This window comes from Legionella quateirensis (assembly GCF_001467955.1).
In the GTDB taxonomy this organism is placed as follows: domain Bacteria; phylum Pseudomonadota; class Gammaproteobacteria; order Legionellales; family Legionellaceae; genus Legionella; species Legionella quateirensis.
This window is the reverse complement of the sequence record NZ_LNYR01000021.1, coordinates 19,910-43,941: the sequence shown is the minus strand read 5'-3', so window position 1 is coordinate 43,941 and position 24,032 is coordinate 19,910. Positions and strand designations below refer to the sequence as shown.

Here is a 24,032-nt window from a genome sequence, read left to right as displayed (position 1 = left end):
CCATGGCTACTATTGAAATTGACGGTAAAACATTTGAAGTAGAAAACGGTAAAATGATCATTGAAGTAGCTGACGAAGCGGGTATTTATATCCCTCGTTTTTGCTACCATAAAAAACTGTCAGTGGCGGCTAATTGCCGTATGTGTTTGGTTGAAGTTGAAAATGGTAGAAAGCCAGTTCCTGCCTGCGCTACTCCGATTACCAATGGAATGAAAGTGTTTACTAAATCGGAACAGGCATTGCATTCACAGAAAGTAGTGATGGAGTTTTTATTAATAAATCATCCATTGGATTGTCCTATTTGTGATCAGGGTGGTGAGTGCGAATTACAAGATATTTCAATGGGATTTGGTGAAGATGAGTCCGAATATACCGAGAGTAAGCGCGCAGTTGAAGATGATGATTTAGGCACTCTGATTTCGACTGAAATGACACGGTGCATCCATTGTACTCGTTGTGTTCGATTTGGTGATGAAGTAGCTGGTGTCAGGGAACTAGGGGCTACTGGACGCGGCGAACACATGCAAATTGGTACCTATGTGAAACATAGTATGACTTCAGAAGTCTCTGGAAATATTATTGATTTATGCCCCGTCGGCGCTTTAACATCCAAACCCTATCGGTTTACTGCAAGGGCTTGGGAATTGACTCAGCATGATAGTGTTGCTCCACATGATTGCCTTGGATCAAACATTTATTTGCATACTCGAAACAATACCTTAATGCGTGCAGTACCTAAAGAAAATGAACGAATTAATGAAACATGGTTATCTGATAGAGACAGATTCAGTTACCTGGGTTTAAAAAGCAAATCCCGAGCCGGTAAACCTCAAATTAAGCGTAACGGCCAATGGGAAGTTGTTGATTGGGAAACTGCATTGAAATTTACTGCAGAAGGAATTAGCCGCGTAATTAAACAAAACGGTCCTGAACAAATGGCTGCCTTTGCATCCAGCTCTTCAACAGTTGAAGAAATGTATCTGTTACAAAAATTAATGCGGGAACTTGGTGTGCATAATCTTGATCACCGACTTCAGCAGATTGATTTTAGAGATCAGGATAATCTAACAACAACTCCAAGCAGTTCAATTCCTTATGCCGATATTGAACATCAAAACTCGATCTTGCTTGTTGGATGCAATATTGATAGAGAAGTGCCACTGGCAGGAGTTAGGGTAAGAAAAGCGTATCGAAATGGAGCTAAAATCCACGCGATTAATCCGGTCGATTTTGATTATCATTTTGAACTTGATGGAAATACAGTAATTTCTCCATTAGAAATGCCAATGCAATTGGCCAGACTGGCTCTAGCTCTTGCGCAAAATGTGAATAGTTTACCGGACGAAGTACAAAAACTGCTAATCGGTCTTGAAGCTGATCCATTCTCAAATAAAGTAGCACGCGCATTGAAAGAAGAACACGCGTGTATTATCACTGGTGCGATATGTGAGAATCATCCTGACGCATCAATTCTGCGAACTTTGATTTCAGTGATTAAGCAATTAAGTGGTGCGAAGGTTCTCAGACTAACTAATGGTGCTAACTCTGCTGGAGCCTGTATGGCAGGAATGCTTCCACACAGAACAGTAGCTGGAAAATCAGTTGTCGAACCTGGCTTAAATGTACAAGACGCACTTAATGCCAAGTTGAAAGGGTACTTTTTAATGGCGGTAGAACCAGGATTTGATTTCGCCAATCCATATGGTGCCAGACAATCAATGCTGGCTGCTGAGTTCGTAGTTATGTTGTCAGCATACCAACACGATTCAATGCTAGATTATGCCGATGTGATTTTACCTATTGCTCCTTATGCTGAAACATCGGGAACTTACATCAATGTGGATAATGCATGGCAAACCGTAAAGGGAGCTTTATTACCTTATGATGAGTCCCGTCCAGCCTGGAAGGTAATAAGAGTTCTGGGTAACTTGTTGCATTGTAAGGATTTTGAATATACTTCTACTGAAGATATTTTATCAGAAGTCAAAGAATGCGTAGCCATGACGATGGAGCATGAATACACCCCATACTATCCAGAGTCGCTTCCAGTTATCAACCAGTCGCTTGTTCGTGTAGGTGAATGGCCACTGTATCGAATTGATGCCATAGTACGAAATGCAAAAGAGCTGCAATTATGTGCTGCTTCTGAATCAGCCTGTATAAGGATTAACCCTGCAACAGCAGATAGATTGAAATTAGACGAGATTGCTACTGTATCTCAGGGAGATATTGAGATAACATTGCCGCTTAAACGTGATGAGCGCATTGCGGCAGATGTTGTATGGGTAGCAAACGCGATGCCTGAGACAGTTGATTTAGGTCATTCATTTGCTGCAATAACTATTAAGCGCTAGATAGGTAATAAAATGCTTCAAAATATTAGCATATTAATTTGGATCATCATTAAAATACTGGTAATAGTAGTACCGTTACTGCTATGTGTTGCTTATCTGACTTATGCAGAGCGTAAGGTTATAGGATATATTCAAGTTCGAATTGGACCAAATCGTGTTGGAATAAAGGGTTTATTACAGCCCTTTGCAGACTTGATTAAGTTGATTACCAAAGAGATCATAGTTCCAACAAAATCAAATAAATATTTATTTATTATTGCCCCGCTTTTTGCGCTGGCACCTTCTCTTGCTGGCTGGGCGGTTATTCCCTTTCAGGAAGGTATCGTCCTGGCAAATATAAATGCCGGTGTTTTGTATCTGTTCGCGATGAGTTCCCTGGGGGTCTATGGGGTTCTAATTGCCGGCTGGGGTTCGAATTCAAAATATGCCATGTTCGGTGCTTTAAGAAGTACTGCGCAAACTGTATCGTATGAAATCGCCATGGGTTTTGCTTTTGTGGGCGTTTTGCTGGCTGCAGGCAGTATGAATATTACTGACATCGTTCTCTCGCAGAAGGGTGGCATTCTTCATTGGTGGTTTGTTCCCCTGTTACCATTGTTTTTAGTGTTTTGGATAGCGGGTATTGCGGAAACTAATAGAGCTCCATTTGACCTGGCGGAAGGTGAGTCTGAAATTGTTGCCGGATTCCATGTAGAATATTCCGGAATAGGATTCGCAATCTTTTTCCTGTCTGAATACGCCAGCATGATATTAATTTCTACCGTAATGGCTCTTTTATTCATGGGTGGATGGATGTCACCTTTTGAAGGAATTTCTTTTCTGGATGAAATATTTTACGTGGTGCCCGGTTTTGTCTGGTTATTGCTAAAAATAAGTTTCTTCCTTTTTGTATATTTATGGATTAGAGCAACGTTTCCTCGATATCGGTACGATCAGCTCATGCGTTTAGGATGGAAAGTACTCATCCCTGTCACCATTGTTTGGGTCATAGTTACAGCATTAATGGTTGTTACTCACTTCAAACCTTGGTTTTAATGGTTAATAGAGAAGCCGATGAAAAAAGCATATCAATATATAAGACATTATGTACGCAGTTTTCTTCTGTTGGAACTTTTATCAGGTTTAAAGTTAACAGGGAAATATTTTTTCAAGAAAAAAGCGACTATACAATTTCCTGAAGAATTTACGCCTATCTCACCTCGATTCAGAGGTGTATTGGCACTGCGCCGTTATCCTAATGGTGAAGAGCGATGTATTGCCTGTAAATTGTGTGAAGCCGTATGTCCCGCATTAGCAATTACAATTGAATCAGAACAACGCGAGGACGGTTCTCGTCGAACCACTCGTTATGACATAGATATGTTTAAATGCATCAATTGTGGTCTGTGTGAAGAATCATGTCCCGTTGATTCAATTGTGGTGACTCCTATTCATCACTATCACATAAGTGAACGTGGCCAGAACATTATGACTAAAGAAAAGTTATTGGCATTGGGTGATTTAATGGAACCGAAACTTGCGGCAGATCGTACTGCTGATGAAAAGTACCGATAACGGGGTGATATATGAATGAATTATTACTGCAAGTAATTTTTTATATTTTTGCTGCACTGGCAGTAGGTTCTGCACTTATGGTGATCAGCCAGAATAATCCGGTGCGTTGCGTTCTATTTCTGGTATTAACCTTTTTTGCCAGTTCAGTTCTTTGGATATTAATGCAAGCCGAATTTCTTGCACTAATTTTGGTGCTTGTTTATGTTGGCGCAGTAATGACATTGTTTTTATTCGTGGTCATGATGCTTAATATTGATGTGGAAAGTATGACAAGTCATTTTATGCGCTATTTACCATTTGGCTTAATCATAGTTGCACTATTGGTAGGTATACTTCTGGTTGCTGTACCTACAGACTCTTTTAAATCCAATATTCAGATGCAACAGGAAGTAACAGTAGACGGTTCTCAATTAATTGGTACTCCGGTTGAAGAAAATACAATTAAGCCGCAAGGTGAAGTATCGAACACTGAAGCACTGGGTTTGGTTTTGTATACTGATTATTTTCTGGCTTTTGAATTGGCCGCTGTATTACTTTTAGTGGCAATTGTCTCAGCAATAACGTTAGTACATAGATCAACGGTTCGATCTAAAAAACAAAATATTACACAACAGATTATGACTCGAAGAAATGATCGAGTTAAATTAGTCAGTTTGAAATCAGAGAAATAAAATTGGGGAATTCTTTATGATACCGGTTATTGATTATCTGATATTAGGTGCGATTTTATTTGGTCTAAGCCTTGTTGGCATTATGCTAAATCGTAAAAATATCATTTTGCTTCTTGTATGCGTTGAATTAATGTTATTGGCTGTTAATACCAATTTTGTTGCATTTTCTCATTATTACAATGAACTTGGCGGTCAGGTTTTTGTCTTCTTTATTTTAACAGTAGCTGCAGCAGAAGCAGCAATTGGTTTGGCCATAGTTATGTTGCTGTATAGAAATCGTGGCAATATAGACGTAGATAAGATGAATCATTTAAAAGGTTAACATTGTGAGTATACAACAACTTTGTCTAATAATTGTTTTAGCTCCTCTGGCAGGATCAGTCATTGCCGGATTTTTTCGTAATCAAATTGGTAGAGTTGGTGCCCAGAGCGTCACAATCCTGGGTGTTTCTATCTCGTTTATACTATCAATCTATTTAGCTTGGGGAATTTTTTCCGGATTTATCCCAACTATCAATACAGTGCTCTATAATTGGGCCAGCGGTGGCTTATTATTACCCTATGAATTCAATATTGGTTTTCTGATTGATCCTTTAAGTGTGGTCATGCTGGTAATCGTCAATTTTGTCTCTTTATTGGTCCATATATACAGTATCGGTTATATGGCTGACGATGATGGTTATCAACGATTTTTTAGTTACATTTCATTATTCACATTTATGATGTTAATGCTGGTTTCTTCAAACAACTTTTTACAGTTGTTCTTTGGTTGGGAAGGAGTTGGACTAGTATCTTATTTATTGATTGGGTTCTGGTATCAGAAGGAATCAGCGCTTGAAGGAAGCCTTAAAGCTTTTCTGGTCAACAGAGTGGGTGACTTTGGCTTTGTATTGGGCATAGGACTGATTTTTGCCTACACAGGAAGTCTGGAGTACGAAACAGTATTTAAAAGCGCCAGCTATCTGGCAAGCCAAAATATTCAGTTATTTAGTGGGCATAGCTGGTCATTGATCACCGTTATTTGTATCTTACTTTATGTTGGAGCGATGGGTAAATCAGCCCAGGTTCCTCTTCATGTTTGGTTACCCGAATCGATGGAAGGTCCAACGCCTATTTCAGCTCTGATCCATGCTGCAACGATGGTTACTGCCGGTGTATTTATGGTCGCGCGCGTTTCACCTTTAATGGAGTTATCGACCACAGCGCTAAGCGTCATATTGGTCATAGGAGCTACAGGAGCCTTATTCACCGGAATTCTGGCTTTGGTTATGAATGATATAAAACGGGTTGTAGCCTACTCTACTTTATCTCAATTGGGCTATATGATGGTTGCTATGGGTGTTTCTGCATATAGTGCTGGAATGTTTCATTTGCTTACCCATGCCTGTTTTAAAGCACTTCTATTCCTAGGCGCTGGTTCTGTAATCATTGGGATGCACCATGAACAGGATATGCGTAAAATGGGTGGTTTGTGGAATAAGATGCCTATTACCTATGTCACTTTTGTGATAGGTAGCCTGGCACTTTGTGCATTCCCGCCTTTTTCCGGCTTTTACTCAAAAGATACGATTATCGAAGCGGCTCAGCTTTCACAAATACCTGGAAGTAGCTATGCCTATTTTTGCGTTACAGTTGGCGCAATGGTTACGGCATTGTATACCTTCAGATCGCTCTTTATGACGTTCCATGGAAAACCAAGAATGGATGCTCATACTTTGAGCCATGTCCATGAGTCACCTTGGGTTGTATGGGTGCCGCTGGTTCTTCTGGCCATACCATCAATTATTCTAGGTTATGTATTATATATGCCTATGCTATTCGATAACCCTACATTATTAAGTTCATCCATATTTACTTTACCAGAACATGATGTGTTGGCTGAATTAGGTAGGGAAGTGACCTCTCCATTTGAAAGTGCCATTCATTCAGTTCATTCATTAACGCTCTGGATAACTTTGGCAGGAGCTCTGATTGCCTGGATTTGCTATATAGTAGTTCCATCAATCCCAGGATATTTCTCACGTCATTTATCCTTGATATATACAATTTTAATCAATAAATATGGATTTGATCGGTTTAATGATTTCTTTTTTGTTAAAGGATCAAAAGGGCTGGGACGCTTGCTTTACACTGTTGGCGATCAGAAATTGATTGATGGCCTGTTTGTAAATGGTAGTGGTCGCTTTGTTCGATGGTGCTCAGCTAAAGGACGTGCGATTCAAAGTGGTTATCTATATCATTACGCAACAGTTATGGTATTTGGGTTATTAGGTTTTCTATGCTGGTTGATACTCGGCTAAAGAGAAGTTAAACACTGAGGGTATATTAGAATAAATATACCGATTTTGTTTACCTCAATAGCGGTAAAAAATATTGATCCAGCTAAAAGGAAACACTGATTGTATCTCTTAGGTCATACGTGATTAGGTTTCTTAGCTAAATGACAGTGAAGATAAGGTGAAGGTATGCATCATTTGCTTAATTTATTAATTTGGTTGCCTATATTAGGCGGAGTTTTTGTTCTCCTTACAGGCGACGATAGCAATCCTAATGTTGCTCGTTATTTATCACTCTTTACAGTGATATTGTGTCTTATATTATGTGTGCCTCTGGTTTCTGGATTCGACCTTCAAACCTTTAGCATGCAATTCATTGAAGAGATTTCATGGATGCCAGCTCTGGGGATTAACTACAGCCTTGGGATTGATGGTTTATCCTTGTTATTAATTGTCTTAAGTATCTTTACTAATCTAATTGTCATTCTGGCAACCTGGGACAGCATTAATAAAAGAGTAGCGCAGTATATGTCTGCATTTTTAATTATGCAGGGATTACTGGTTGGCGTATTTTCAGCAATGGATTCAATTCTGTTTTATATTTTCTGGGAAGCAACACTGATCCCTATGTACCTTATCATCGGAATTTGGGGCTCAGAAAATCGGGTGTATGCTGCAATTAAATTTTTCCTTTATACATTCCTAGGTTCTGTTTTAATGCTGGCCAGTTTTTTATATATGGGCTACATCTCAGGTTCATTTAAAATTGAAACATTTTATGCCATCAAACTATCAATGACGGCACAAACATTGATTTTCATCGCATTCTTTCTTGGTTTCGCAATCAAAATACCCATGTTCCCAGTACATACCTGGTTGCCAGATGCACATACTGAAGCACCTGCGGGTGGATCTGTTATTCTTGCAGCAATTCTTTTAAAACTGGGTGCGTATGGATTCATCAGATTCTCTTTACCAATAGTGCCGGATGCCTGTAGTAAATATGCAGCATTAATGGTTGCATTGTCATTGATAGCCGTGGTTTATATAGGACTGGTTGCCATTATTCAAAAAGATATGAAAAGACTGATTGCTTATTCGTCAATCTCACATATGGGTTTTGTAACTTTAGGTTGCTTTGCTATATTTGCCATTGCAAATAGCTCTGGATTAAGTAGCGCTGGTTTGGTATTGGAGGGGGCAATTGTTGTCATGATTTCCCATGCTTTTGTTTCCAGTGCGATGTTTGCCGGGGTAGGGTTTATTTATGAACGATTGCACACACGAAACCTGGCTGATTTCGGCGGTATTGTGAATAGCATGCCAATTTTCGCATCATTTTTCATGCTTTTTGCGATGGCAAATGCCGGATTACCTGGTACATCAGGCTTTGTCGGCGAATTCATGGTTATCCTTGGCAGTATAAAAGCAGGATTCTGGGTTGCGTTTTGGGCTGCTTCAACACTCATTATTGGAGCTGCTTATACTTTATGGATGTATAAAAGAGTGATTTTTGGTCCCGTAGCTAATGAAAAAATTGCTGCGTTAAAAGATCTATCGGGTTTTGAGTTAAGTGCTTATGTTTTACTTGCTTTGATGGTTATCGCAATGGGTGTGTATCCTAAACCCATGTTGGAATATGTTCATCAAACAGTCAGTCATACATTGGCATTAGCTGATAAATCAAAATTGTAACAATGCAAGGTTAATCAATATGATAGCAATACTTGAAAATATCCATGTAGCACTTCCTGAACTGATTGTGTTGGTCACCGCATGCCTTGCCTTGCTTGCTGATTTATTTCTGCGCCACAAACATTCAGACATCGCCTTTTATATAGCATGCGCTGGTTTAATATTATCTGCCTGCGTGAGTTTTTTATATATAGGTAGCTTTAAGTTATTAATATTTAATAACTTATTTATCAGTGATGATGTAGGTCACCTGATGAAATTATTTATATATATTACTGTATTATTAAGTTTTATCTATTCTAGAAGTTATGTCGATGAACGAAAGATACCATCGGGCGATTATTATATATTGGGACTCTTTTCAACGCTTGGCATGATGATTCTCGTATCGGCACATTCACTGCTGACCATTTATCTTGGACTTGAATTAATGTCATTGCCACTCTATGCCATGACTGCTATCAGACGAACCAACAGCGATGCCTCTGAAGCTGCTATGAAATACTTCGTTATGGGTGCTATTGCTTCCGGGATGTTGCTGTATGGTATTTCATTAGTGTATGGAGCAACTGGAAAATTGGATTTATTAGATGTTGCTAATGCTGTTGCCGCAAACTGGCAACAACAAAATACAATATTGGCATTCGCTGTTGTATTTATTATGGCCGGTGTAGGATTTAAATTAGCAGCAGTTCCATTTCATATGTGGGCACCTGATGTATATCAGGGCGCACCAAGTTCGGTTACTTTATTAATTAGCACAGCACCTAAGATAGCGGCATTAGGAATGGCATTCAGATTGCTTACCATTGGTTTAGTAGATATTACTGTTCAGTGGCAGCAAATTATTCTGGTTATGTCATTGCTATCCGCTGGATTGGGGAACTTATTTGCGGTAATTCAAACAAGTATTAAACGTTTGTTTGCTTATTCTGCGATTTCACATGTTGGGTACGCATTATTTGGTCTATTGGCCGCAAATGCAGCGGGGTATTCTTCCGCCTTGTATTACATCCTGGTTTATTCATTAATGTCTGCAGCTGCATTTGGCTTAGTTGTTTTGATGTCCAGGCAGGGAATGGAAATTGATAGCATTGAAGATCTAAAAGGATTAAATAAACGAAATCCATGGTTGGCATTTATGATGTTACTCGTTATGTTTTCAATGGCAGGAGTTCCTCCAACAGTCGGATTTTTTACAAAACTGTTAGTCCTTAAAGCGCTGGTGGATGTTCAATTAACCTGGGTTGCTATACTTGGATTACTGTTTACGGTAATAGGCGCGTATTACTATCTGCGTATCGTGAAAATCATGTATTTTGATCAACCCGTACACACAGATAAAGTAACATTTAGTAAGGCAAATACAGTGATATATTCACTAAATTGTCTTTCTTTATTGTATCTCGGTATTTTCCCTGGTGCCTTGATAGCCGCGTGCATTAATGCATTTGTTAATTAATTTGTTATCTTTAGCGAAAGTACTTGCTAAGGAAGCCAAGTCACAGTATACTTGGCCTCAGTTGACGCGGGGTGGAGCAGCCTGGTAGCTCGTCGGGCTCATAACCCGAAGGTCGTAGGTTCAAATCCTGCCCCCGCTACCACTTTATTAGAACCCCATTTATGGGGTTTTTTATTATGTTTAATAGGGTACTGTGCGAATCTAAGTCGTTTTACAGACTTGGGCGTGTGCGCCCTTTTTTTGTTTGTAAATACTATGATGCAAGATGAACTGGTACAATTACTGGCACCTACAGTCAGTGCTATGGGATACGAACTCTGGGGATGTGAATATCTTTCCCAAGGCAAGCATTCACTATTAAGAATTTATATAGATAAACCTGATGGAATTGGGATTGAGGATTGTCAGGAAGTAAGCAAACAAATTAGTGCGCTGCTTGATGTTGAAGATCCTATTCCTGGAAATTATAGTTTGGAAATATCATCTCCAGGGATTCCAAGACCATTGTTCAGTGATTGGCAGTATCAACGTTATGTAGGACAACCTGTTCAGGTAAAAACATTTAAGCCGGTAAATGGGAAACGAAAATTGTTAGGAACTATTGTCTCCGCATCAGAGAGTGCAGTAGTACTGGATATTAACAATGAACATCATGAAATACTTTTTTCAAATATTGTGAAAGCATATTTGACAGTCTAGAGAGGCGAACAATGAGCAAAGAATTGTTATTAGTTGCTGAGGCGTTATCAAACGAAAGAGGCGTTAGTAAAGAGGTTATTATACTTGCCATTCAGGCCGCATTGGAGTCTGCTACTCGGAAAATCTTTGGATTGGATATAGGCGTTCGTATTAAGCTGGATCCACGGACCGGTGAGTATGAAACGTTTAGATATTGGGATGTTGTTGAAGAAAATGAATTAGAATATCCAGACCATCAGTTAACACTGGAACAAGCGAAAGATCGTAATCCTAATGCTACGATTGGTACGCGGATTGAAGAGTTGATTCCTTCAATTGAGTTTGGACGAATTGAAGCACAGACTGCACGTCAGGTTATAATGCAGAAAGTAAGAGAAGCCGAGCGTGAACTGGTTATTGATCAATTTCGCAGTAAATTAGGTCAATTGGTTTATGGGACTGTCAAGAAAGTTACACGTGATAATATTATTATTGATTTAGGCGGTAAGGCAGAAGCATTTTTGCCACGATCTGAAATGTTACCCCACGAAATGTTTAGACCTAACGACCGTGTTCGTGCTTATTTATATGAAATTACCCCTCAAGCTCGCGGTCCTCAATTATTTGTAAGTCGTACTCGTAATGAAATGTTAGTCGAATTGTTTCGCATTGAAGTGCCCGAGATTGGTGAGAATATTATTGATGTGAAAGCTGCTGCGCGCGATCCTGGAAATCGAGCTAAAATTGCAGTTAAAACAAATGATGGTCGTATCGATCCTATTGGTGCATGTGTCGGTATGCGTGGTGCTCGCGTTCAGGCAGTTTCCAGCGAGTTAGGCGGAGAGCGTGTTGATATTATTTTATGGGATGATAATCCAGCCCAGCTTGTAATCAATGCAATGGCACCAGCCGATATATCTTCTATTGTTGTCGATGAAGACAGCCATACTATGGATTTGGCAGTTGAAAAAGATCAATTATCACAAGCAATTGGACGAAATGGACAAAATGTCCGTTTAGCCAGTCAATTGACAGGTTGGACATTAAATGTGATGACTACTGACGAGTTTGAAAATAAAAATCAGGAAGAATCAAGTAAAATTGTAAAACTCTTTACTTCTGCACTGGAAATCGATGATGAAATTGCTGCGCTTTTGGTAGCGCATGGATTTTCTTCACTTGAAGAAGTGGCCTATGTACCTAAAGATGAATTATTGGCGATTGAAGAATTCGATGAAGAAATTGTAGAAGAGTTAAGAAACAGAGCGAATGATACACTGCTCACTATGGCTCTTACTTCGGGTAAAGGTCTTGCAGGTTCTCCTGATGATTCTTTACTATCTATGGATGGTATGACGGAAGAATTAGCAAATAAATTGGCAAGTAAAGGCATTACTTCGATGGAAGATCTTGCGGAGCAATCTGTAGATGAACTGTTAGAAATTGAAGGCATCAGCGAAGATCAAGCTGGTGCATTAATTATGAAAGCCAGAGAACCATGGTTTCAATAAACTCATGGTTTTTGGAAAATAAATACACCGATTTGGTGCAAGTAGTATTAGAATATTTGCAGTTATATTAGAACTGCTGAAAGGGGATTAAAATATGGCGGATGTGACGGTTAAACAATTAGCTCAAGTCGTTGGTATCCCGGTTGAACGCTTATTGAACCAGTTACAGGAAGCAGGGTTATCTTTTAACGATGATCAACAAACTGTGAATGAAGATCAAAAGCGAATTTTACTCAATCATTTAAAGGGTAGTTCTGCCCGTGATACCAGTGCTGCACCTGAAAGAATAACCTTAAGACGTAAAAGTTTAACCCAAGTTACTGTTGGCCATGATGCTCACAGTGGAAAAACTGTGAACATTGAAGTTCGCAAGAAGAAGACTTTTGTAAAGCGCAGCAGCATTGTAGAGCAGCCAGAAGTTGAGGAATCAGTTCTTGAACCTGAAGTCCATGCATCTGAAGTCCATGCATCTGAAGAAGATCAGAACATTAGTGCCGAACTAGCTGAACATCCAATAGCAGATAACGAAGAAATTATTGAGTCCAATGAATCTGTTGAAGATACTCAAACTGAGCTTTCTGATACTACGACTGAAACCGTAACAGAGTCGTTACCGGAATCTATCGATCCTCTGGAACAGTTTGCTGATGAAGTTCTTGATTTGGACAAAATCCCTGAAATAACCCCAGTTGCAGCTAAAAAAGAAGAACCTAAAACAGAAAAGCCAGGAAAAAAGAAACATGCTGAGCTTGTTAATACTGAATCAGAGTCTGCCGAATTCAAGAAAGCTAAGAAAAAACCAAAATACCAGACTTTTGATCGTGAAGAAGATGAACAAGACGCACATCGACGAGGTGGACGCAACAAATTTAAAAAGCGTAAGGGTTCTGAAAAGTCTGAAAAATACAGAGAAGCTGAAGAATCTTTAACTCATGGATTTGCTCTTCCCACCACGCCAATGATTCGTGATGTGCTGATTCCAGAGACTATTACAGTTGGAGAACTGGCTAAACGCATGTCAGTGAAAGTCGCTGAAGTAATTAAAGTCATGATGACCTTGGGAGCAATGGCAACCATTAACCAGGTAATTGACCAGGAAACTGCAGTTATCGTAGTTGAGGAAATGGGTCACAAAGCAGTAGTCATTAAAGAGGATGCAATTGAAGTTGGTTTGGGTGAAGCAATATCCAAAGGAAGTACAACTGAATCCAGGGCGCCTGTCGTAACGATCATGGGGCATGTTGACCACGGTAAAACTTCCTTACTTGACTATATTCGACGTACAAAAGTTGCTGCTGGAGAAGCTGGTGGTATTACGCAGCATATTGGCGCATATCATGTCAGTACTCCTAAAGGTGACGTTACCTTTTTAGATACACCTGGACACGCTGCATTTACTGCAATGCGTGCTCGTGGTGCTCAGGCAACAGATATCGTTGTTTTGATAGTCGCTGCAGATGATGGTGCAAAACCACAGACTATTGAGGCAATACAACATGCTAAAGCAGCAAAAGTTCCAATTATTGTTGCTATCAATAAAATGGATAAGCCAGATGCAGATCCTGAAAAAGTAATGAATGAACTGGCAGTGCATGAAGTAATACCTGAAGCATGGGGTGGTGAGACCATGTTTGTTAATATTTCCGCAAAAACAGGTATGGGCGTCGACGATTTACTTGACGCAATTCTTTTACAATCGGAAGTCCTTGAGCTTACTGCATTAACAGATGGTGCAGCTAAGGGTGTTGTAATTGAATCTCGCCTTGATAAAGGTCGAGGTCCTGTAGCGACGGTATTGGTTCAAAGTGGTACTCTGCACAAGGGTGATATTCTATTAGCAGGTTTTCAATACGGCCGTGTTCGTGCTTTGGTTGGCGATAATGGTGATATGGTTGAAAGCGCTGGTCCTTCAATCCCTGTTGAGGTTTTAGGATTGTCAGCAATTCCACATGCTGGAGATGAGGCCGTAGTTGTTCCTGATGAGAAAAAGGCTCGAGAAGTTGCTCTATTCCGTCAAGGAAAATTCCGTGATGTCAAATTGGCTCGACGCCAAAAATCTTCGATAGAAGGCATTATGGAAAACATGACTGCTACTGAATCCAAAGTTTTAAATATAGTATTAAAAGCCGATGTACAGGGTTCTATAGAAGCTATCTCGGATGCGCTGGTTAAACTATCTAATGATGAAGTAAAAGTAGAAGTTATTTCCAATGGCGTGGGTGGAATAACAGAGTCTGATGTTCATTTGGCTATTGCTTCAAACGCAATTCTAATTGGTTTTAACGTGAGAGCGGATGCCAGTGCCAAGCGGTTAGCTGAGCAAGAGTCTGTTGCACTTCATTATTATAGTGTCATTTATGATATCGTTGACCAAATCAAGGGTGCTTTAACCGGTATGTTAGCTCCTCAATTTAAAGAGGAAATCATTGGTATAGCTGAAGTCAGAGACGTATTTAAATCACCTAAAATTGGCGCAATTGCTGGTTGTATGGTGATTGAAGGTTCTATCAAACGAAATAATCCAATTCGTGTACTAAGGTCAAACGTTGTGATTTATGAAGGAACTCTTGAGTCTCTCAGACGATTTAAAGATGATGTTGTTGAGGTGCGTCAAGGCTTTGAATGCGGAATTGGTGTTAAAAACTACAATGATGTGAAGCCTGGTGATCTTATTGAAGTTTATGAAACAGTTGAAATTAAGCGTGATCTATAAAAATGAGTAATAATTTTAAACGTACTGATAGAATTGCTGAGATGATCCAGCGAAAATTGGCTCAGATAATTCCACAGGAAGTTAGAGATCCTCGCTTGAAAGGTTTTGTTACCATTTCGGCAGTTAAGGTTGCTGCTGATTTGGGACATGCTAAAGTATATTTTACTATTTTTGATGTAGATAAAGAGCTTGCCACCAGTATTTTGAATGCCGCAGCCAGCTATTTACGCAGCGCATTGGCACGAAGTATTACTTTACGCACTGTTCCACAACTCCATTTCATTTATGATGAGTCAATTGAATATGGTGAACGACTAAGCCGTTTAATTGATGAAGTTAATCTTCCAGCTTCAGATGATGATGAAAATAACTGATACTCCGACTTCAATAAATGGAATTTTCTTATTAAATAAGCCCGAAGGAATTACATCTAATAGCGCTCTTCAAAAAGTGAAGCGGATATTTGGAGCCAAAAAAGCTGGCCATACGGGTAGTCTGGATCCACTGGCAACAGGTATGTTGCCTATCTGCTTTGGCGAAGCAACCAAAATATGCCAATATTTGCTTGATGCAGATAAGTGTTACGAAACTACCGGATTATTTGGAGTTAAGACCAATACTTCGGATTCTATGGGGCAAGTAGTTGCTCAAGTGGATGATTTTTGTATAACAGAAGACCAGTTATCAACAATATTGTTGCAGTATACCGGAGCTATTCGACAGATTCCTTCTATGTTTTCCGCATTAAAACATAAAGGGACACCCCTATATCGATTTGCACGAGAAGGGATAGAAATAGAACGTCAACCACGAGATATTATAATAAACCAACTACAATTAAACAGTTTTGACGGGACACAGTTTTCATTAACAGTTCATTGCAGTAAAGGAACTTATATACGAAATCTTGTCGAAGATATTGGAGACAGTCTGAAGGTGGGGGCACATGTAACCCGTTTGCATAGGCTGTACACCTCTGGGTTTCAAAACATGCCCATGTATTCTATTGATGATTTGCAGGCTATGTCTCCAAATGAACTACGTGATTGCTTGATCCCTATGGATACGGCGATTGATTATTTGAACTCAATAACTCTTTCTGATGATGAAGTCGTTACTATTCGTCAAGGCAGAGTTATAGTGAATAAAATGGATGTTGATAGGGTGGATTGCGTACGCCTTTATGATGAGCGAGCGCAATTTATAGGTTTGGGTGAACAACTTGCCAATGGTGATTTAAAAGCTAAACGATTACTTTCGTTTCCATCATGAGTTCAATTAGTATATTAATTGTTGCATGTTTTGGAATAAACTTGAAATTATTTGCACAAATTAATTTCTAACACTTGTTTCGTTTTGCTTGCCTTGGTAGAATGTCCGCCTTTAAATGAATACTTAGCAGTTCCAGGAGTGTATAATGTCGCTAAACAGCGCGGAAAAAGCAGAAATTGTTAATCAATACAAGCGTGCCGATAAAGATACAGGTTCGCCTGAGGTACAGGTTTCTTTAATTACTGGCAGAATCAAATATTTGACTGACCATTTTAAAGAAAATAAAAAAGATTTTCATTCCCGACGTGGACTGCAAGAGTTGGTTAATAAGCGCCGTAAACTTTTAAAATATTTGAAGCGCAATGATCAATCTCGCTATCAAACATTAATTCAAAGTTTGGGATTGAGAGATTCTTATTGATTGATAAGATTTTTGTCTCATTTGAGACATATCAAATAAATACAATCGTTTAAAAAGGCGCAGTTTTCTGCGCCTTTTTTTTCGTTATTATTACTTAATGGGGAACATTACGTGGCTAAAATTACAAAAGAAATAGCATTTGGTGAACATACCTTGGTATTGGAAACTGGTGAAGTAGCACGACAAGCTGATGGTGCTGTTTTAGCAAGCATGAATGGTACGCAGGTATTGGTTACTGTAGTAGGGAAAAAAGAAGGCGCTGAAAATAATGGATTTTTTCCTCTGACAGTCAACTATCAGGAAAAATTCTATGCGGTTGGAAAAATTCCAGGTGGTTTCCAAAAACGCGAAGGCAGACCTAGTGATAATGAAACATTAATTTCCCGATTAATTGACCGACCCATTCGTCCTTTATTTCCGGATAACTTCCGTAATGAAATACAGATTATTGCTACAGTTCTTTCTTTAAATCCAGATGTTTCTTCTGACATTATTGCTATGATTGGTGCATCCGCAGCTCTTGCATTATCAGGCGTTCCTTTTAATGGGCCAATTGGTGCCGCACGAGTAGGTTATAAAGACGGTATTTATTTATTAAATCCAAGTAGAAAAACTCTTGAACAATCTCAGCTTGACCTGGTTGTTGCGGGAACTAAAGACGCCATACTCATGGTTGAGTCTGAAGCTAAAGAATTAAGTGAAGACATTATGCGTGGCGCAATCATGTATGGCCATGAGATGATGAAAAGTGTTATCAAAGCTATTGAAGAGCTGGCTGGGGAAGCTGGTAAAGCTCGTTGGGATTGGAAGCCTGCAGAAATTGATACCGCATTACAGGCGCGTGTTTCCGATGTTGCCAGACATGAAGTAGAAGCCGCATATCTTTTAAGAGATAAACAACAACGATATCAACGCCTTGCAGAACTTAAAGAACAAACCGTTGCTGCATTAATGGTAGGTAATGATGAACTATCGGCTGATGTTATAGAAGATATGTTTGGTGAATTGGAGCGAACTATAGTCCGTAATCGTATCCTTGATGGTGAACCTCGAATTGATGGTCGTGATCATAAAACGGTTCGACCTATTTCTGTTCGCACGAAGTTCCTTGATCGAACTCATGGCTCTTGTTTATTTACTCGTGGCGAGACTCAGGCGATTGTAGTTGCAACTTTAGGTAATGATCGTGATGCGCAAATACTTGATGGTATCACTGGCGAAACCAGAGACCGATTTATGCTGCATTATAATTTCCCTCCTTACTCTGTCGGAGAAACAGGCCAGGTCGGTAGTCCCAAACGTCGTGAAATTGGTCATGGACGTCTGGCTAAACGCGCTTTAATGGCTGTACTGCCAGAATCTGCTGATTTTCCTTATGTATTACGTATAGTATCTGAAATTACTGAATCTAATGGTTCCAGTTCTATGGCTACAGTCTGTGGTACCAGTCTGGCGTTAATGGATGCAGGTGTTCCTCTGAAAGCTCCAGTAGCTGGTGTGGCAATGGGCTTAATTAAAGAAGGCGATCGTTTTGCTGTTTTGACCGATATTTTAGGTGATGAAGATCACTTAGGTGATATGGATTTTAAAGTAGCTGGAACTGAAAATGGTATCACTGCTTTACAAATGGATATCAAGATTACTGGAATTACCAATGAAATTATGGAGCAAGCCTTGGAACAGGCACTTGCAGGACGTATTCATATTCTGGGTGTAATGAATAATGCCTTGTCTGAACATAGGGATGAGCTGTCACAACATGCCCCAAGAATTACTACTATGAAAGTAGCAGAAGATAAAATTCGTACCATAATAGGTAAAGGCGGCGCAACTATTAAAGGATTGATTGAAAGTACAGGTGTCTCTATTGATATTGATGACAGTGGTGTAGTACAGCTGTTTTCACCTGATATGATGGCCTTAGAAGAAGCACAACGCCAAATTAAAGCGTTAATCGCTGAAGTAGAAGTTGGACAAACCTATCAAGGTAAAGTGAGTAAAATCGTTGATTTTGGTGCCTTTATCAATCTGCTTCCCGGAAAAGACGGTTTATTACACATTTCTCAGATATGCAACGACAGGTCGCAAAAGGTTGAAGATGTTCTTAAAGAAGGACAGGATATCGAAGTTTTTGTTGCCGGAGTTGATAAACAAGGTCGTGTAAAACTGGAATGGAAAGACAAACCTCAGACAGAAACTAAAACGGAAACAGCTGCTGCTCCTGTTGTTGCTGAAGAGCAGGATGAGACCGTGGATGTAAACGGTAATTCAGAAGAAGAGTGATCATTACCTGTCGTCTCAAATTGATTTAGTGAGGCGATAGGAACTCCCTTAAGTAGTCAAAAAAAAATATAAAGCCCGCTAGCTGAGTATATTGCGGGCTTTTTTATTGGAATATGATGATGTATTGATGTAACGTATCTAACCTGAATCCGGCAGTAGAATCTACTATGAGATACGCTTGCGCTAATGTATAAGGTTAGTAAGAAAGTTATCGAACAAGATTTAAAAATTCCAGGCGGCTGTTTGAGTTTTGACGCATTTCACCCAGCATAACAGAAGTTGTCATTACTGAGTTTTGTTTCTCTACACCTCGCATCATCATACAAAGATGTTTTGCTTCTACAACAACAGCTACCCCACGCGCTCCTGTAATATCTTCAACGCAACGAGCTATTTCACCGGTCATCCGTTCCTGAATTTGTAATCGTCGTGCATAAAAGTCAACGATTCGGGCTATTTTGGATAAACCAATAACTTTTCCATTGGGTAGATAACCAACATGACATTTACCTATAAACGGTAATAAATGATGTTCACACAACGAGTAGAGTTCAATATCCTTTACGATGACCATTTCATTCATATCAGAATCAAATAGCGCACCATTAATGATGTCGTCTAAGCTTTCAGTATAGCCTTTGGTTAAATAACGCATCGCATTAGCTGCACGTGCAGGCGTATCTACTAATCCTTCTCGTTTTATATCCTCACCAACTTCTTCTAACAGTTTTTTGTACAGTTGTTCCATAGCAAGAACTCCTAACCTGGCGGCCAAGTCATTTGACGCCCGCCCAGTAAATGTAAATGAATGTGGTAAACCTCCTGCCCGCCACCAGAATTTATATTAAATACTAATCGGTAACCTGTCTCGCTCAATCCTTCACTCTCGGCTAATTTTTTTGCCCTTAATATTATTTTTCCCAAAAGTTGCTCGTCTTGATCACTGGTATCATTGATTGTGGCAATATGTCGTTTGGGTATCACTAATATATGAGTAGGTGCTTGTGGTCTAATATCCCTAAAAGCCATAATCTCATTGTCTTCAAATAAAACTGTAGCCGGAATTTCTCCCTGAGCAATTTTGCAAAACAAGCAATTCATAGGTAATCAGTCAAATAGGTTAAAAATGATATTATACATTTCCTTTATTAGATTGCGACAGCTTGTCTTTGCCTTTTGGTAGGATTTTTCGCATAATAGCGGTTTTTCTTAGTATAAGGGTGCATAAATGAGTTTAATGGAGATTAAAAGTGGCCGTGATGTGCCAAATGAAATTAACGTAATTATCGAAATTCCTATGCACGGTGAACCTGTAAAATATGAAGTAGATAAGGAAACTGGAGCACTCTTTGTAGATCGATTTATGTCTACAGCCATGTTTTATCCTACTAACTACGGATATATTCCCAATACTCTTTCCGAAGATGGTGATCCTGTAGACGTTCTTGTGGTGACTCCGGTTCCATTAATCAGTGGAGCAGTAATTCCTTGTCGAGTTGTAGGTATGTTAAAGATGACTGACGAATCAGGTGTTGATGCTAAATTACTGGCAGTGCCAACAACGAAGCTCAGTAAAATGTATCAATCCATAGAGAACTATAACGATTTACCAAAGCATTTGTTATTATCATTGGAACATTTTTTCAATCACTATAAAGATTTGGAAGAAGGTAAATGGGTTAAAATCGATGGATGGGCTGGACCTGAGGCTGCTCGTGAAGAAATTATGTCAAGTGTAGCTCGTTTTAATCAGGCTAAAAAATAAGGTCAGGCTGCTTTTCATATATCCAGGACAAAACAGGTCGATTTTTTGCATTTTGATACGAACAAACCCGTGTATGTTTCATTCTGATGCCCGAAGATCAACCTGTTTGACCTTTAGTAGACGAAAAATCAAAATAAGTTAATCAGTTGATTCATTATTAGAGTTGCGTTCTATTAGTGAAAGGCTCTTTGTGGTTCATCAATAATTGACGTGCACAGGTTAACTTAAATCAATACAGCAATTCATTTATATATTTCTTACCGGTTCTGTCGTCAATTCTAACCTGCTAAATAGCTTTTCATTCTCGTTTGTTTATATTCCTTGGACAATACCGGCAAATCGCCTAAAATAACCTTACGATTCATTACGAGATTTCTTATATCAGCGCTATAGCTTAAGGAAACCAAGTGCAACTCCATATATCTTCTTTATTAATCATGCTGGTTTCATTGATTATTCTCTCTGCTTTTTTTTCTGGTTCCGAGATAGGGATGATGTCCATTAACCGATATAAATTGAGGCATCTGGTTAAGAAGAAAAATAAACAGGCCATGCGTGTTAATCAAATGCTGGCCAGACCAGACAAGTTATTGAGTGTGGTATTGATTGGCAATACATTAGCTAACATCGTAGCATCGACAATTGCCACTCTTATAGGACAGCGTTATTATGGCGATGCTGGAGTCGCTGTTGCTACTATTCTCCTGACTCTAATCATATTGGTCTTTTCAGAAATGACGCCGAAAACATTAGCAGCAATATATCCTCAACAAGTCGCCTTTTCTTCATCACTTCCCTTATATATCTTACAGTTGATCTTAGCTCCATTGGTGCAGGTTATCAGTTTTTGTTCAAATGGAATTTTACGTATTTTTGGCGTCTCAATAAACCGAATTCAAAAAGAAGCGTTAACTGGCGAAGAGTTGCGTTCGGTAGTCCATGAAGCCGGAGGATTATTGCCTGTTGAACATAAGAGTATGTTGATTAGTTTATTAGATCTCGAACAAGCAACTGTTGAAGACATTATGGTGCCAAAGGCTGACATAGTCGGTATTGATTTGGATCAACCCTGGTTGCAATTATTGGAACAGTTAGAAACGGCACAACATACTCGATTACCCATTTATCGAGGATCCATAGATAATCTGGTAGGCATGATCCATGCGAGAAATGTATTGAATCTTGCTCTAGAAGATAAATTGGATCTTAATAGTTTACTCAATACAGCAGATGCGCCTTATTTTATCCCTGAAGCGACTCCATTAAATGTACAAATTTTAAATTTCAGGAAAATGAAAAGAAGAAGTTGTTTTGTCGTAGATGAATATGGCGATATCTTGGGTCTGGTTACCATGGAAGATATCCTTGAAGAAATCGTTGGGGAATTTACAACCGATATTGCAGCACTTAGCCGCGATATAATTCCTCAGGATGACGGAACAATCATTGTAGATGCCAGTTTAACTCTTAGACATCTAAACCGAATGATGAGTTGGAGTTTGCCTTTGATAGGTCCACGAACTCTAAGTGGTTTAATTATAGAATATCTGGGGTATATCCCTCCTTCAGAGTCTTGTTTAACCATAGAGAATTACCGCATTGAAATATTGAGAGTCAGTGATAATACTATTAAAACAGTAAAAATGGTTAAAGTCGGGAAAAAACGAAAATAGCTCATAGTTATATTTGTAGATATCAGTTAATATCATTGTGGTGTTGAATAAAAGTTATGTAGCTTACGGAAAAATATACTAACTAACACAAGGAAGATATTCATGACCAACTATTCGTTTCAACTGACCCAATATCTGTTTTGTTTCTTTCTTCTTCTCAATATATTCAGCGAACCTTCAATAGCATGTACAAGGTTACTTAAGGTAGATGAAAATAATGCCACTATGGTTGGCCGAAGCATGGACTGGATGGAAGATCCTCGAACCAATCTGGTTGTTTATCCTCGTGGGCAAACGCATGTTGGCGATGCTCGAAGCAATGAGATACAGTGGATTTCCAAACATGGCAGTATTGTAGCTACCGCTTATGATGGTTTGACCAGTGACGGTTTTAATGAGCGGGGTTTAGCTGCTCATCTCCTCTGGTTAAATGCGGCCGATTATGGTCTTCGTGATCAGTCTCTGCCTGGATTGTCTGTGAAAACATGGATACAATATTATCTGGATAATTTTAAAACGGTTAAAGAAGCAGTGCAGTTTAGTAGATCCAATCCATTTCAGATAGTCCCATTTTTTCATCAGGAAGCTAAAAAATGGATTACCGTGCATTTAATTCTGGATGATGCGTCCGGAGATTCCGCGATACTTGAATACGTCGATGGTCAGCTTCACATTCATCATAATCGTGATTATGTTATTGCGGCAAATGATCCTGTTTTTGATAAGCAATTGCTTAATTTAAAAAATTACAAAGTGTTTGGTGGAGACCTTCCTTTACCGGGAAGCAGCCGATCTCCTGATCGATTTGTCAGGGCGTCCTATTATACAAATAAGCTGCCAAAGGCTTCATCAGTTAATGAGGAATTAGCTGAAATAATTAGTGTACTTAACAATTCGGCTCAGCCATTCAGTACAGCCAGTTCGGAAAATCCATTTGACGCCAGAACTTACTGGCATACCATTGCCGATTTAACCCATCGAGTGTATTACTTTCAATCGAAACTAAATCAAAATCTGATAAAGGTAAGGTTGGATCATTTTGATTTAAAAAAGGGAACTCCTGTGAAGCAACTTGATTTGGTGAATCATCCGGAGTTTGTGGGAGATATGTCGGAACATTTTGAATCAATTAGTTAAGAACTTAATTCGTTACCTCTCAATAAATCGTGGAATTTCGTCATCCTGAACGCAGTGAAGGATCTCCAAATGCAGGAACAATGTCACGTTCAGGAGATCCTTCATTGCATTCGGGATGACGGTTATGCGGTTAATCCGAGAACAATGCGTCATCCTGAACGCAGTGAAGGATCTCCAGATGCAGGCACAATGCCACGTTCAGGAGATCCCTCATTGCATTCGGGATGACGGTTATGCGGATAATCCGAGAACAATGCGTCATCCTGAACGCAGTGAAGGATCTCCAAATGCAGGCACAATGCCACGTTCAGGAGATCCCTCATTGCATTCGGGATGACGGTTATGCGGATAATCCGAGAACAATGCGTCATCCTGAACGCAGTGAAGGATCTCTAAAAGCAGGTACAATGCCATGTTCAGGAGATCCCTCATTGCATTCGGGATGACGGTTATGCGGTTAATCCGAGAACAATGCGTCATCCTGAACGCAGTGAAGGATCTCCAGATGCAGGCACAATGCCACGTTCAGGAGATCCCTCATTGCAATCGGGATGACGGTTAAGCGGA

At 39.4% G+C, this 24,032-nt stretch carries 20 protein-coding genes, 1 tRNA gene and 2 pseudogenes; 21 read left to right on the top strand and 2 right to left on the bottom strand.

Features of this window, described 5'->3' with window-relative positions; all coding sequences use genetic code 11:
* Nucleotides 1-2 precede the first annotated feature (2 nt).
* From nuoG to pnp, 17 genes and pseudogenes are all read left to right on the top strand, one after another.
* Nucleotides 3-2,354 (top strand): NADH-quinone oxidoreductase subunit NuoG, encoded by a 2,352-nt coding sequence (gene nuoG / locus Lqua_RS08290; RefSeq protein ID WP_058473816.1) that lies wholly within the window; start codon nucleotides 3-5, stop codon nucleotides 2,352-2,354.
* 12 nt (nucleotides 2,355-2,366) lie between these two features.
* Entirely contained in the window at nucleotides 2,367-3,389 is a 1,023-nt protein-coding gene (gene nuoH, locus Lqua_RS08285) for an NADH-quinone oxidoreductase subunit NuoH (protein ID WP_058473815.1), read from the top strand.
* 18 nt (nucleotides 3,390-3,407) lie between these two features.
* Nucleotides 3,408-3,908, top strand: coding sequence for an NADH-quinone oxidoreductase subunit NuoI (nuoI, locus tag Lqua_RS08280; RefSeq protein WP_058473814.1), 501 nt, complete (start codon nucleotides 3,408-3,410; stop codon nucleotides 3,906-3,908).
* 11 nt (nucleotides 3,909-3,919) lie between these two features.
* Nucleotides 3,920-4,579 (top strand): NADH-quinone oxidoreductase subunit J, encoded by a 660-nt coding sequence (locus Lqua_RS08275; protein ID WP_058473813.1) that lies wholly within the window; start codon nucleotides 3,920-3,922, stop codon nucleotides 4,577-4,579.
* 16 nt (nucleotides 4,580-4,595) lie between these two features.
* Entirely contained in the window at nucleotides 4,596-4,901 is a 306-nt protein-coding gene (gene nuoK / locus Lqua_RS08270; RefSeq protein ID WP_058473812.1) for an NADH-quinone oxidoreductase subunit NuoK, read from the top strand.
* 4 nt (nucleotides 4,902-4,905) lie between these two features.
* Entirely contained in the window at nucleotides 4,906-6,879 is a 1,974-nt protein-coding gene (gene nuoL / locus Lqua_RS08265) for an NADH-quinone oxidoreductase subunit L (protein ID WP_058473811.1), read from the top strand.
* Nucleotides 6,880-7,044: 165 nt separating this feature from the next.
* A complete protein-coding gene (locus tag Lqua_RS08260; protein ID WP_058473810.1) occupies nucleotides 7,045-8,550 on the top strand; it encodes a complex I subunit 4 family protein in 1,506 nt (501 codons plus the stop codon).
* A 19-nt stretch (nucleotides 8,551-8,569) separates the two neighbouring features.
* Nucleotides 8,570-10,012: an NADH-quinone oxidoreductase subunit NuoN gene (gene nuoN, locus Lqua_RS08255; RefSeq protein ID WP_058473809.1), complete on the top strand. Its 1,443-nt coding sequence runs from the start codon at nucleotides 8,570-8,572 to the stop codon at nucleotides 10,010-10,012.
* Nucleotides 10,013-10,077: 65 nt separating this feature from the next.
* A tRNA-Met gene (locus Lqua_RS08250) sits at nucleotides 10,078-10,154 on the top strand.
* Nucleotides 10,155-10,267: 113 nt separating this feature from the next.
* On the top strand, nucleotides 10,268-10,711 hold the full coding sequence (gene rimP, locus Lqua_RS17720) for a ribosome maturation factor RimP (protein ID WP_065240160.1): 444 nt from the start codon (nucleotides 10,268-10,270) through the stop codon (nucleotides 10,709-10,711).
* Nucleotides 10,712-10,722: 11 nt separating this feature from the next.
* Complete coding sequence (gene nusA, locus Lqua_RS08245; RefSeq protein ID WP_058473808.1) at nucleotides 10,723-12,201, top strand: transcription termination factor NusA; 1,479 nt, start codon at nucleotides 10,723-10,725, stop codon at nucleotides 12,199-12,201.
* Nucleotides 12,202-12,295: 94 nt separating this feature from the next.
* A pseudogene (locus Lqua_RS19015) lies at nucleotides 12,296-12,644 on the top strand (translation initiation factor IF-2 associated domain-containing protein); the annotation flags it as partial.
* Nucleotides 12,645-12,811: 167 nt separating this feature from the next.
* A pseudogene (gene infB / locus Lqua_RS08240) lies at nucleotides 12,812-14,914 on the top strand (translation initiation factor IF-2); the annotation flags it as partial.
* 2 nt (nucleotides 14,915-14,916) lie between these two features.
* Nucleotides 14,917-15,288, top strand: coding sequence for a 30S ribosome-binding factor RbfA (rbfA, locus tag Lqua_RS08235; RefSeq protein ID WP_058473806.1), 372 nt, complete (start codon nucleotides 14,917-14,919; stop codon nucleotides 15,286-15,288).
* The gene (gene truB / locus Lqua_RS08230; protein WP_058473805.1) at nucleotides 15,275-16,186 is read left to right on the top strand and encodes a tRNA pseudouridine(55) synthase TruB; all 912 of its coding nucleotides are present in this window, start codon (nucleotides 15,275-15,277) and stop codon (nucleotides 16,184-16,186) included. The genes rbfA and truB overlap by 14 nt, the downstream gene beginning before the upstream one ends.
* Before the next feature lie 145 nt (nucleotides 16,187-16,331).
* Nucleotides 16,332-16,607 (top strand): 30S ribosomal protein S15, encoded by a 276-nt coding sequence (rpsO, locus tag Lqua_RS08225; RefSeq protein ID WP_028382700.1) that lies wholly within the window; start codon nucleotides 16,332-16,334, stop codon nucleotides 16,605-16,607.
* Nucleotides 16,608-16,718: 111 nt separating this feature from the next.
* Nucleotides 16,719-18,890: a polyribonucleotide nucleotidyltransferase gene (pnp, locus tag Lqua_RS08220; RefSeq protein WP_058473804.1), complete on the top strand. Its 2,172-nt coding sequence runs from the start codon at nucleotides 16,719-16,721 to the stop codon at nucleotides 18,888-18,890.
* A gap of 208 nt (nucleotides 18,891-19,098) precedes the next feature.
* On the opposite strand, the gene folE is transcribed toward pnp, so the two are convergent.
* Both folE and Lqua_RS08210 read right to left on the bottom strand, forming a co-directional pair.
* Nucleotides 19,099-19,638 carry a GTP cyclohydrolase I FolE gene (gene folE, locus Lqua_RS08215; protein ID WP_058473803.1) on the bottom strand — a complete coding sequence of 180 codons (540 nt, stop codon included), beginning with the start codon at nucleotides 19,636-19,638 and terminating at the stop codon, nucleotides 19,099-19,101.
* Nucleotides 19,639-19,649: 11 nt separating this feature from the next.
* Nucleotides 19,650-19,991 carry a histidine triad nucleotide-binding protein gene (locus tag Lqua_RS08210; RefSeq protein WP_058473802.1) on the bottom strand — a complete coding sequence of 114 codons (342 nt, stop codon included), beginning with the start codon at nucleotides 19,989-19,991 and terminating at the stop codon, nucleotides 19,650-19,652.
* 127 nt (nucleotides 19,992-20,118) lie between these two features.
* Here Lqua_RS08210 and ppa point away from each other — a divergent pair, with 127 nt between their 5' ends.
* The 4 genes from ppa to Lqua_RS18720 all read left to right on the top strand — a co-directional run bounded on the left by ppa (nucleotide 20,119) and on the right by Lqua_RS18720 (nucleotide 23,802).
* Nucleotides 20,119-20,655, top strand: a complete 537-nt coding sequence (ppa, locus tag Lqua_RS08205) for an inorganic diphosphatase (protein ID WP_058473801.1) — start codon at nucleotides 20,119-20,121, stop codon at nucleotides 20,653-20,655.
* A 407-nt stretch (nucleotides 20,656-21,062) separates the two neighbouring features.
* A complete protein-coding gene (locus Lqua_RS08200; RefSeq protein ID WP_058473800.1) occupies nucleotides 21,063-22,328 on the top strand; it encodes an HlyC/CorC family transporter in 1,266 nt (421 codons plus the stop codon).
* Between the two features lie 102 nt (nucleotides 22,329-22,430).
* On the top strand, nucleotides 22,431-23,465 hold the full coding sequence (locus tag Lqua_RS08195; protein WP_058473799.1) for a linear amide C-N hydrolase: 1,035 nt from the start codon (nucleotides 22,431-22,433) through the stop codon (nucleotides 23,463-23,465).
* A 124-nt stretch (nucleotides 23,466-23,589) separates the two neighbouring features.
* On the top strand, nucleotides 23,590-23,802 hold the full coding sequence (locus Lqua_RS18720) for a hypothetical protein (RefSeq protein ID WP_147279771.1): 213 nt from the start codon (nucleotides 23,590-23,592) through the stop codon (nucleotides 23,800-23,802).
* The last annotated feature ends 230 nt before the right edge of the window (nucleotides 23,803-24,032 follow it).

What these genes read in the sequence shown, in the direction of transcription:
- nuoG (WP_058473816.1), top strand. Translation starts at nt 3, where the DNA reads ATGGCTACTATTGAAATTGACGGTAAAACATTTGAAGTAGAAAACGGT.
- nuoH (WP_058473815.1), top strand. Translation starts at nt 2,367, where the DNA reads ATGCTTCAAAATATTAGCATATTAATTTGGATCATCATTAAAATACTG.
- nuoI (WP_058473814.1), top strand. Translation starts at nt 3,408, where the DNA reads ATGAAAAAAGCATATCAATATATAAGACATTATGTACGCAGTTTTCTT.
- Lqua_RS08275 (WP_058473813.1), top strand. Translation starts at nt 3,920, where the DNA reads ATGAATGAATTATTACTGCAAGTAATTTTTTATATTTTTGCTGCACTG.
- nuoK (WP_058473812.1), top strand. Translation starts at nt 4,596, where the DNA reads ATGATACCGGTTATTGATTATCTGATATTAGGTGCGATTTTATTTGGT.
- Lqua_RS08260 (WP_058473810.1), top strand. Translation starts at nt 7,045, where the DNA reads ATGCATCATTTGCTTAATTTATTAATTTGGTTGCCTATATTAGGCGGA.
- nuoN (WP_058473809.1), top strand. Translation starts at nt 8,570, where the DNA reads ATGATAGCAATACTTGAAAATATCCATGTAGCACTTCCTGAACTGATT.
- rimP (WP_065240160.1), top strand. Translation starts at nt 10,268, where the DNA reads ATGATGCAAGATGAACTGGTACAATTACTGGCACCTACAGTCAGTGCT.
- nusA (WP_058473808.1), top strand. Translation starts at nt 10,723, where the DNA reads ATGAGCAAAGAATTGTTATTAGTTGCTGAGGCGTTATCAAACGAAAGA.
- rbfA (WP_058473806.1), top strand. Translation starts at nt 14,917, where the DNA reads ATGAGTAATAATTTTAAACGTACTGATAGAATTGCTGAGATGATCCAG.
- truB (WP_058473805.1), top strand. Translation starts at nt 15,275, where the DNA reads ATGAAAATAACTGATACTCCGACTTCAATAAATGGAATTTTCTTATTA.
- rpsO (WP_028382700.1), top strand. Translation starts at nt 16,332, where the DNA reads ATGTCGCTAAACAGCGCGGAAAAAGCAGAAATTGTTAATCAATACAAG.
- folE (WP_058473803.1), bottom strand. Translation starts at nt 19,638, where the DNA reads ATGGAACAACTGTACAAAAAACTGTTAGAAGAAGTTGGTGAGGATATA.
- Lqua_RS08210 (WP_058473802.1), bottom strand. Translation starts at nt 19,991, where the DNA reads ATGAATTGCTTGTTTTGCAAAATTGCTCAGGGAGAAATTCCGGCTACA.
- ppa (WP_058473801.1), top strand. Translation starts at nt 20,119, where the DNA reads ATGAGTTTAATGGAGATTAAAAGTGGCCGTGATGTGCCAAATGAAATT.
- Lqua_RS08195 (WP_058473799.1), top strand. Translation starts at nt 22,431, where the DNA reads ATGACCAACTATTCGTTTCAACTGACCCAATATCTGTTTTGTTTCTTT.
- Lqua_RS18720 (WP_147279771.1), top strand. Translation starts at nt 23,590, where the DNA reads ATGCGGTTAATCCGAGAACAATGCGTCATCCTGAACGCAGTGAAGGAT.